Source organism: Candidatus Planktophila sp., from assembly GCF_040402315.1.
Taxonomy (GTDB): Bacteria; Actinomycetota; Actinomycetes; order Nanopelagicales; family Nanopelagicaceae; genus Planktophila.
This window is the reverse complement of the sequence record NZ_JBBAMU010000033.1, coordinates 1-9,103: the sequence shown is the minus strand read 5'-3', so window position 1 is coordinate 9,103 and position 9,103 is coordinate 1. Positions and strand designations below refer to the sequence as shown.

Annotated in this window: 9 protein-coding genes; 2 read left to right on the top strand and 7 right to left on the bottom strand. The window is 49.1% G+C overall.

The features are described 5' to 3' along the window. Nucleotides 1-142 precede the first annotated feature (142 nt). Both AC9UEP_RS05260 and rarD read left to right on the top strand, forming a co-directional pair. Nucleotides 143-631, top strand: coding sequence for a YajQ family cyclic di-GMP-binding protein (locus AC9UEP_RS05260; protein WP_422688278.1), 489 nt, complete (start codon nt 143-145; stop codon nt 629-631). Continuing rightward, nucleotides 632-1,543, top strand: a complete 912-nt coding sequence (gene rarD, locus AC9UEP_RS05255) for an EamA family transporter RarD (RefSeq protein WP_509544738.1) — start codon at nt 632-634, stop codon at nt 1,541-1,543. Here the strand turns inward: rarD and AC9UEP_RS05250 are convergent. The 7 genes from AC9UEP_RS05250 to nuoI are packed head-to-tail and all read right to left on the bottom strand — an operon-like array spanning nt 1,502 to nt 9,098. Beyond that, nucleotides 1,502-2,491 carry a polyprenyl synthetase family protein gene (locus AC9UEP_RS05250; protein ID WP_509544735.1) on the bottom strand — a complete coding sequence of 330 codons (990 nt, stop codon included), beginning with the start codon at nt 2,489-2,491 and terminating at the stop codon, nt 1,502-1,504. The two genes, rarD and AC9UEP_RS05250, sit on opposite strands and share 42 nt — an antisense overlap. Beyond that, complete coding sequence (gene nuoN / locus AC9UEP_RS05245; RefSeq protein WP_509544732.1) at nt 2,491-4,008, bottom strand: NADH-quinone oxidoreductase subunit NuoN; 1,518 nt, start codon at nt 4,006-4,008, stop codon at nt 2,491-2,493. Before nuoN ends, AC9UEP_RS05250 begins: the two co-directional genes overlap by 1 nt. After that, complete coding sequence (locus tag AC9UEP_RS05240; protein ID WP_509544729.1) at nt 4,009-5,526, bottom strand: NADH-quinone oxidoreductase subunit M; 1,518 nt, start codon at nt 5,524-5,526, stop codon at nt 4,009-4,011. Next, complete coding sequence (nuoL, locus tag AC9UEP_RS05235) at nt 5,523-7,412, bottom strand: NADH-quinone oxidoreductase subunit L (RefSeq protein ID WP_509544726.1); 1,890 nt, start codon at nt 7,410-7,412, stop codon at nt 5,523-5,525. Before nuoL ends, AC9UEP_RS05240 begins: the two co-directional genes overlap by 4 nt. Before the next feature lie 2 nt (nt 7,413-7,414). Then, the gene (gene nuoK / locus AC9UEP_RS05230; protein WP_509544723.1) at nt 7,415-7,714 is read right to left on the bottom strand and encodes an NADH-quinone oxidoreductase subunit NuoK; all 300 of its coding nucleotides are present in this window, start codon (nt 7,712-7,714) and stop codon (nt 7,415-7,417) included. Then, nucleotides 7,714-8,484 (bottom strand): NADH-quinone oxidoreductase subunit J, encoded by a 771-nt coding sequence (locus AC9UEP_RS05225; RefSeq protein ID WP_509544720.1) that lies wholly within the window; start codon nt 8,482-8,484, stop codon nt 7,714-7,716. The genes nuoK and AC9UEP_RS05225 overlap by 1 nt, the downstream gene beginning before the upstream one ends. Then, on the bottom strand, nt 8,484-9,098 hold the full coding sequence (nuoI, locus tag AC9UEP_RS05220; RefSeq protein WP_509544741.1) for an NADH-quinone oxidoreductase subunit NuoI: 615 nt from the start codon (nt 9,096-9,098) through the stop codon (nt 8,484-8,486). Before nuoI ends, AC9UEP_RS05225 begins: the two co-directional genes overlap by 1 nt. Nucleotides 9,099-9,103 lie beyond the last annotated feature (5 nt).

Genomic DNA, 9,103 nt, shown 5'->3' with positions numbered 1-9,103 from the left:
CCGGGGGATTTACAGTCCCCTCCCATTGGCCGCTCGGGCAACCCGCCAGGGTCATACAAGTCTTACGGCGCTTTGGTAGTGCGAGCGGCAAACGATACCTTAGGCGCTGGAACTTTAAAAATCACAGGGGAGCCTCACAACAATGGCTGACAGCAGTTTTGACGTAGTCTCAAAGATTGACCGGATGGAGCTAGATAACGCCATTAATCAGGCTATTCGCGAGATTGATACACGATTCGACTTTAAAAATACCGGTGCAAAGATTGAATTATCAGGTGACAAGATTGCAATTGAGGCAGATACCGAAGAGCGCGCAAAGGCAACTCTTGATGTTGTCAAAGATAAGCTGATTAAGCGCGGTGTATCACTTAAACACTTAGAAGCACCTGAACCTCAATTATCAGGCAAGATCTACAAGATCGCTTGCACCTTAAAAGAGGGAATCTCAACTGAGAATGCCAAGAAGGTTGCCAAGTTTCTGCGTGATGAGGGTCCTAAGTCAATTAAGACCCAGATTCAGGGTGATGAGCTTCGTGTGACATCTAAGAGCCGTGATGATCTGCAAGAGGCTATCGAGCAAATTAAGAATGGTAAATTTGATTTTGCTGTTCAGTTTGTTAACTTCCGCTAAGTGGCAGATAAACGTAGCGAGTATTCACTAGGGCTCCTCTTTGGAATTAGCTCTTACGTTATCTGGGGGCTACTGCCCTTGTATTGGCCACTGCTGCAACCGGCGAATGCGCTAGAGATAGTTGCTCACCGCGCCGTTTGGACGCTGGTTTTCTGTCTGATAGTTCTGGCACTGACCAAACAGATCTTCTCCACCTTGCAGTTCGTGAAGAATCCAAAGATTATGGTGGTGCTACTGCTGAGCACAATCTTGATTTCCATCAACTGGATCACCTATATCTGGGCTGTAAACCATGGACATGTGGTTGAGGCAGCTCTCGGTTATTACATTAGCCCACTTGTTATCATCGCATTCGGCATCATTATTCTGCGCGAAAAAATGCGACCGTTGCAATGGGTATCCGTTGCAATAGCTGCCTTCGGTGTATTGGTTCTCACTATTGATTACGGCAGACTCCCCTGGATAGCACTCGCACTTGCACTCTCATGGGGTAGCTATGGGTTAGTAAAGAAGAAACTAAACCTGGGCGCCGTTGAAGGGATCACAATTGAGACCCTTATTTCACTGCTTCCTTACGCTGGATATTTAATCTTTCTCGGCCAGCAAGGCAGCGGATCCTTTGGCCAATCCCCTGGACTCACGCTGCTCCTGGTTAGCGCCGGGGCGGTGACAGCTATTCCGCTGCTCTTATTTAATGGGTCTACTACTCGTTTGCCATATAGCACTATCGGGCTCTTGCAATACATCACACCGACAATTCTATTTTCTATCGGAGTCTGGGTACGTCACGAAGATATGCCTACTGCGCGCTGGATCGGCTTCTTCCTAATCTGGTGCGCACTTATTGCACTCGGTATTGATCTAGTGCGATCAAGCAGAACGGTCGATAATCGCATCACAGAGGGAAAATAAAGCACCGGTCACATCATTAACTGGCAGTGGACCAAGGGCGGTGCGCGCATCGCGTGCGATCTCAAGTAACTGCGTGCGCGATTGCCCCAGTGCATCGTGCGTGCGTAGCGCCTGCAAGACTTGAGCAACCACAGCCTCATCCTTAATAGGGGCTTTGAGTAACTTAATGAGCGCGCGATCTTTGGAATCAGTTGAATTCATAACATTGAGTGTGACCAAGGTGGGAATTCCTTCACGTAAATCTGTTCCTGGAGTCTTTCCTGATTCATGAGACTCACTTGCGATATCAATGATGTCGTCTGCTAATTGGAAGGCAATACCAATTTTCTCACCAAAGACTGTCAGTGTCTCCTTTATTTCATTGGGTGCCCCTGAGACCATGGCACCAAAACGCGCACTGGCTGAAATAAGTGAACCTGTCTTATCAGCCACTACCTGCATGTAATGCTCCAGCGGTGCTTGACCGTTCTGTGGTCCTTGCGTTTCCATGATCTGTCCGATAACCAGACGTTCAAATGTTGATGCTTGTAGCCGCACCGCTTCTGGTCCGATATCTGCCAGCAGTGCTGATACTTTCGCAAAGAGATAGTCGCCAGTCAAAATGGCAACGGTATTTCCCCAGCGGTTATTAGCACTTTCCACACCACGCCTGAGTGGTGCTTCATCCATGACGTCATCGTGATAGAGCGTTGCCACGTGGGTTAATTCGCAGACCGCAGCTGATTCAATAATTCCAAACTTATTCTTATCGCCATAATGCGATGCCAAGATTGTCAGTAGCGGGCGTAGTCGCTTGCCGCCAGCGGCAACTAAGTGTCGAGAGGTCTCTTCCACCAGCGGGTAATCGCCTTGGATATGGCTAAAGAGCAGCTCTTCCACCTGCTTCATACTCGCTGTAAGTTCTAATTCAAGCGCCGGTGCTAAGCCCGGAATTCCAAAGGATGACATCAGCGGATAAAGGTGGCAGTGGTTGCGATGAAGTCAATCAGTGGTGCTGGATAAATTCCAAGAACTAGGGTCAACACAGCTGAAATTGTTATGGTGATTGTGGTCAGCGCTGATGGAATTACCACCGATGTTCCATCTTCAATTGGATCTTTAAAGAACATCAAGACGATGACGCGGATATAGAAGAAAGCGGCAACTGCAGATGAAAGAACACCGGCGATAAGAATTGAGGTGCTTCCAGATTCATAGGCGGCAGAGAAGATGGAGAACTTTCCGATAAATCCGGAAGTCAGTGGAATACCAGCAAAGGCAAGTAAGAAGAAGGCAAAGGCTGATGCTAAAAGTGGAGCGCGCTTTCCAAGACCACTCCAGCGATTGAGATCACCAACTTCACCTGATGCATCTCGCACAAGTGTTACTATTCCAAATGCACCGACAGTGGCCACACCATAGGCAAAGAGATAGAAGATGGAGGCCTCTAGCCCCGTTTTACTCAAGGCAATCACGCCAGCGAGTAAGAAACCAGCGTGGGCAATGGATGAGTAGGCGAGCATGCGCTTAACGTCGCGTTGCGCAATAGCAACGACCGAGCCAAAGACCATAGTAATAATTGCAATCACTACCATCGCTGGCTTCCACTGCCACTCTGCATTTGCAAAGGAGACATAGAAAATACGAAGAATTGCACCGAATGCGGCCACCTTTGTCGCTGCTGCCATAAATCCAGTGATGGCAGTCGGTGCACCTTGATACACATCAGGTGACCAGGCATGAAATGGCACTGCGCCAACTTTAAAGAGAAGGCCAATCGAGATAAATGCGATTCCTAGAAGTAGGAAGACATCATTGCCGGCGCCACCAATAACACTCGCTTGGATTCCGGCCAGAGTAATTGATCCTGAGTAACCGAAGAGATAGGCAATTCCAAGTAGGAAGAAGGCGGAGGAGAATGCGCCAAGAAGGAAGTACTTCAGCGCCGCCTCTTGTGAGGCCAATCTGCGACGACGGGAAAGTCCGGCCATGAGATAGAGCGGTAGTGAGAGCACTTCAAGTGCCACAAAGAGCGTAATCAGATCACTAGCAACTGGGAATAAAAGCATTCCGGCCACTGCAAATAGTGTGAGTGGGAAAACTTCGGTGACTCGCAGATCAGATTGCACCGCATCACGTTCTTCCTCTGATCCTGGCACCGATGCCGCAAGGGCGGTGAAGCTCTCTTGATCTGCAATAAGAAAGATGGAGAGCACGGCAATAATGAGAATGGAACCCTGCAGCAGGACTCCCACGCCATCGAAGGCAACCGAGCCCATTGCGGCATCGACGGAAGTTTGGGTGCGCACTCGAACCAGGGCGGCAAAGGATGCCACGAGTGAGAAGAGTGCGACAAAGAGTTGCGATGAGTAACGTGCTGCACGCGGTGCAAATGCCTCAATCAGAACTCCAGCAAGAGCGCCACCAAGCACAATAAGAATAGGAGCTAGCTGGGCGTAATTAAGGGAAGGAGCGATAAATTCCATTTACTTACCTGCGCCCTCTGATGGTGTTGGATCAGTAAATCCCTGCACTTCCAGCACGTGTGCAGATGCTGGATTAATGACGTTCAGGAGCGGTGATGGATAGAAACCGAGGGCAATAATAATTGCCATCACCGGTGCTATTGCAATCTTTTCCCGAAGGTTTAAATCTGGCAGGTTTTCATTTCCAGGTGTAGTCGGCCCATGCAGCGCCTTCTGCACCGGAATCAAAATATAGAGTGCGGCAAGTACGATTCCGAAGGTGGCGATGACGGCCGCAACTGGATAACGAGTAAATGTTCCAACGAGGACCAAGAACTCACTGACGAAGCTTGATAGACCAGGGAGCGCCAGCGATGACATGCCGGCGATAAAGAATGACCAGGCCATTACTGGCGTGACACGTTGTAAGCCACCGAAGTCGGCAATTGTTGATGAGCCACGGCGGGCTGCCATCCATCCGGCCACGATAAATAGCGCGGCGGTTGAGAAGCCATGGTTAAACATATAAAGAGTGGCACCGCTATGACCTTGGGTAGTCATGGCAAAGATTCCCATGGTGATAAATCCAAAGTGAGAGATGGATGTGTAAGCAATCAGGCGCTTAATATCAGTAGCACCAATTGCAAGGAAGGCGCCGTAGATTATTGAAATCACGGCCAAAGTAATAATGATTGGCGTGAAAGTCTTGCTCGCATCTGGAAAGAGTGTGAGGCAGAAACGAATCATTCCGAATGTTCCGACTTTATCTAAAACGCCAAGTAGCAACACTGAGGTTCCAGGAGTTGCAGAGGATGCGGCATCTGGAAGCCAGGTGTGCAGCGGCCATAACGGCGCCTTGATGGCAAAGGCGATAAAGAAACCGAGGAAGAGCAGATTCTGTGTTGTAGGGCTCATGTAATTATGGAGCTCAGATAATTTGTTGATATCAAAGGTGTGTCCACCATTGGCACCAGAAATCACATAGAGGCCAATAATTGAGGCCAGCATCAAGAGACCGCCGAAGAGGCTATAGAGCAAGAACTTCACGGCTGCGGCGGCGCGATCGCCACTTCCATATCCACCGATGAGGAAGTAGACCGGAATCAACATCGCTTCGAAGATTACGTAGAACAGGAATACATCGGTAGCCGCAAAGACGCCAATCATCATCGTTTCCAGAACAAGAATGAGCATGTAAAAGACTTTGGCAGACCAACGTCCGCCTTCAGATTCTTTCCACCCAGCCAAGACCACAATGGGCGCAAGGAGCACGGACATCAGAATAAGAACAAGTGAGAGGCCATCGACACCTACTGCGTAGTTGATGCCAAATGAAGGAATCCACTTAACTGATTGCACAAACTGGAATGAGGTATCGGCTGAATTAAAGTTAAACCAGGTGAGTACGCCAGAGATTGCAACTAATAGCGTGGTGGCAAGTGCTGCCTGCTTAATACGTAGTACTTGATCACTCGGAATCACTGCAAGCAGTAGCGTGCCAAGGATTGGAAGCAACATCATTGTGGTCAGCGCGTTCATTGTGTGACCACCCAAATTGCGGCAATCAGGACAACTGCGCCAATAAGAATAAGGGCAGCGTAGCTGCGGGCAAAACCAGTCTGTGTCTTTCGAAGTTCAGAGCCGGCGCTCAGCGCTGTGCGTCCAACTAAGCGCACTGCGCCATCGACAATGCTCTCATCGCCCTTAACGAGAAGTCTTGTGAGCACTTGTCCGGGGCGCATAAAGACTGACTCATTAAATGAATCTTGGAACAAATCTTTGCGTGCAATGAGCGTAAATTCTGTTACATTTTCTGGCGCCTTGGCATCGACATCTGAGAATTGATACTTCATAAGTGCGATAGCAACACCAATTACTACCGCGGTAATTGCCAACCCCGAAACAACTATTGCCGGCAAGAACTCTTCATGTTCGCCATGCTCACCAAATACTGGTTCTAACCAGTGCACGAGTCCATCTCCGCGAGTAAATAGGTACCCGGTAGTTACAGATCCCACTGCCAAAACAGCCATAGGCAGCCACATTAGGATCGGCGACTCATGTGGATGTTGATCTTCTTCCCAACGCTCTGGTGAAGTAAATGTCAGCACCATGACACGTGTCATGTAGAAAGCTGTAATAGCTGCCCCAAGGAGTGCGGTAGATCCCAAGAGAATTCCTTTTATGCCACCGGCATTGAAGGCGGTCTCAATAATTGCATCTTTGGAGTAGAAACCAGCAAATGGTGGAACGCCAATGATTGCCAGATAACCAAGACCAAAGGTGGCAAAGGTGATGGGCATAAATTTACGAAGCGCTCCATAGCGACGCATATTCACTTGGTCATTCATGCCATGCATGACGGAACCAGCACCTAAGAACATACCTGCTTTAAAGAAGCCGTGGGTAAGTAAGTGCATGATTGCAAAGGCATATCCTGCAGGTCCAAGGCCAGCAGCCAAGATCATGTAACCAATCTGGGACATAGTTGACGCTGCGAGTGCTTTCTTAATGTCATCTTTGGCAGTACCAACAAGGGCCCCGAAAATCAGAGTAACTGCTCCGACAATAACGACTAGGAGTTGGGCTGTTGGGGCGGCATCAAAGATAAAGTTAGATCGAGTAATGAGATAGACACCTGCCGTCACCATCGTTGCCGCGTGAATGAGTGCAGATACTGGTGTCGGACCAGCCATCGCATCACCAAGCCATGCTTGCAATGGGAACTGCGCCGACTTACCAGCGGCTGCCACTAATAACATAATTCCAATACCAGTAAGTGCGGCAGTCGATGCTGTCTCTGAAGCCTCTTTGACGCCACTAAAGGAGACTGTTCCAAGAGTTGCAAAAGCAATCATGATGGCAAATGAAAGACCCATATCGCCAATACGGTTCATCACAAATGCCTTCTTTGATGCAGTGGCATATGCCGGCTTCTGATTCCAGAAACCGATTAAGAGATAGGAAGCAAGACCTACGCCTTCCCAACCCACATAGAGGTTGAGATAGGAATCTCCGAGAACGAGCAATAACATGGCAGCGATAAAGAGGTTTAAATAAGCAAAGAAGCGGCGGCGGTCTGGGTCGTGCGACATATAAGAGATTGAATAGATATGAATCAGGGTGCCCACACCTGTAATAAGAAGGACAAAGCAGATTGAGAGTTGATCAAGTAAGAGCCCGGCATCTACGTTAAATGTTCCAACACTGATCCAAGAGAAGAGCTTCTGGCTGACAGCGCGTTCTTCTGGCGCTGCTGCCATCATCTGTGAAAGTTGATAAAGACCCACGCCAAATGAACTTGCTGAAAGTGCGGTAGCAAGCAGGTGACCCCACTTATCAGCCCGGCGTCCTGCGAGTAATAAAATTACAGCTCCTGCTAGTGGCAGGGCGATGAGATATGCCAGTGATGTAGAAGTGGTCATCGTTATCGTCTCAACAAACTAGCATCATCGACAGAGGCAGATCGACGTGAGCGATAGATAGTCACGATTATTGCGAGTCCAACCACCACTTCGCAGGCAGCCACGACCATGGTGAAGAAGGCGACCACTTGACCATCGAGTGTGCCATTGATGCGTGAGAAAGTAACGAGGGTGAGGTTTGCCGCATTAAGCATCAGCTCAACACACATAAAGACCACAATTGCGTTGCGACGGACAACGACACCCACTGCGCCAATGGTGAAAAGTAGCGCCGCTAAATAGAGATAGTTATACGGATTCATTACTTCTCTTCCGCAACAGTGTTATCAACTTCGCCGAGTTCAAATGATCGAGATTCCAACATATCTCCACGAGCTTTCAGCGTTGCTGAAATTGAGGTAGGTGCGGCGCTTCCATCAGGAAGTAGTGCTGGCACATCTACTGCGTTGTGACGTGCAAATACACCTGGGCTAGGAAGTCCGGCGGCGCCGGCAAGTGAACCTGAACGAAAGCGTGCGATTGATTGTTCACGTTGGGTAGGGCGTGCAACGCTGCGTTGATGATGCGCAAGAACCATGGCACCAAGTGCTGCCGTAATTAAAAGGGCAGAGACGACTTCGAAGGGCCAGACATAGGTAGAAAAGAGCTGCTGCGCAAGGCCTTCCACATTTCCATTGGTATTTGCCGCTGTGAGTCCAACCGCATCACGGCCCAGTGTCGCCCTGCCAATAAGAGAAACGAAGAGTCCACCAAAGCCAACTGCTGCCGTGATTGCAATAGGGCGAAGTCCAGAAATTGTCTCGGTCAGTGAATCAGAGGCATCGACACCGACGAGCATCAAGATAAAGAGGAAGAGCATCATGACCGCCCCTGTATAAACCACGATCTGAACGATGCCCAGGAAGAGTGCATCTTGGGCAATATAGAAAATGGCAAGAGTAATCATGACCCAAGCAAGTAAGAGCGCAGAGTGCACCGCCTTCTTCACCAGGAGCATTCCGAGGGCGGCAATAACTGAAAGTGGAGCAAGCACCCAGAACATGATGGTTTCAGGAGTTTGAATTTCTAGCATTAACTCTGTTCCTGCTGTGCTGGGTGTGCTTGCGTAACTTCGCCGTTGTAATAATTAGTATCTGTCATACCTGGATACATTGGGTGAGGCGGTGCCAGCATTCCTTGACGAAGCGGGGCAAGGAGATCTTCCTTTTCGAAGATTAACTTTTCCCGCTTGTCATCTGCGAGTTCGTACTCATTTGTCATAGTTAGGGCGCGCGTTGGGCATGCTTCAACACAAAGCCCACAGAAAATGCAGCGCAGATAATTAATTTGATAGACGGCGCCATGACGCTCTCCTGGCGAGAGTTGATTTCCTGGAGTGTTATCGCCGCCTTCCACATAAATGGCATCGGCTGGGCATGCCCACGCACAGAGTTCGCACCCAATACATTTTTCTAAACCATCAGGATGGCGATTAAGTTGATGGCGGCCATGAAAACGTGGCGCTGTTGGGGCTTTAACATCTGGGTATTGCACAGTCTGGTTCTTCTTAAACATAGTTGAGAAGGTGACCCAGAATCCCTTTGCTTGTTCCAGTAGTGGCGCAGCGCCAGGTTGTTCAACCTCTACAAATGGAACTGAATTGATACCGAGCTCTGAGCTCTTGCGTGGCTCAATAAAATCTGTCATTTCTG

What these genes read in the sequence shown, in the direction of transcription:
- AC9UEP_RS05260 (WP_422688278.1), top strand. Translation starts at nt 143, where the DNA reads ATGGCTGACAGCAGTTTTGACGTAGTCTCAAAGATTGACCGGATGGAG.
- AC9UEP_RS05250 (WP_509544735.1), bottom strand. Translation starts at nt 2,491, where the DNA reads ATGTCATCCTTTGGAATTCCGGGCTTAGCACCGGCGCTTGAATTAGAA.
- nuoN (WP_509544732.1), bottom strand. Translation starts at nt 4,008, where the DNA reads ATGGAATTTATCGCTCCTTCCCTTAATTACGCCCAGCTAGCTCCTATT.
- AC9UEP_RS05240 (WP_509544729.1), bottom strand. Translation starts at nt 5,526, where the DNA reads ATGAACGCGCTGACCACAATGATGTTGCTTCCAATCCTTGGCACGCTA.
- nuoL (WP_509544726.1), bottom strand. Translation starts at nt 7,412, where the DNA reads ATGACCACTTCTACATCACTGGCATATCTCATCGCCCTGCCACTAGCA.
- nuoK (WP_509544723.1), bottom strand. Translation starts at nt 7,714, where the DNA reads ATGAATCCGTATAACTATCTCTATTTAGCGGCGCTACTTTTCACCATT.
- AC9UEP_RS05225 (WP_509544720.1), bottom strand. Translation starts at nt 8,484, where the DNA reads ATGCTAGAAATTCAAACTCCTGAAACCATCATGTTCTGGGTGCTTGCT.
- nuoI (WP_509544741.1), bottom strand. Translation starts at nt 9,098, where the DNA reads ATGACAGATTTTATTGAGCCACGCAAGAGCTCAGAGCTCGGTATCAAT.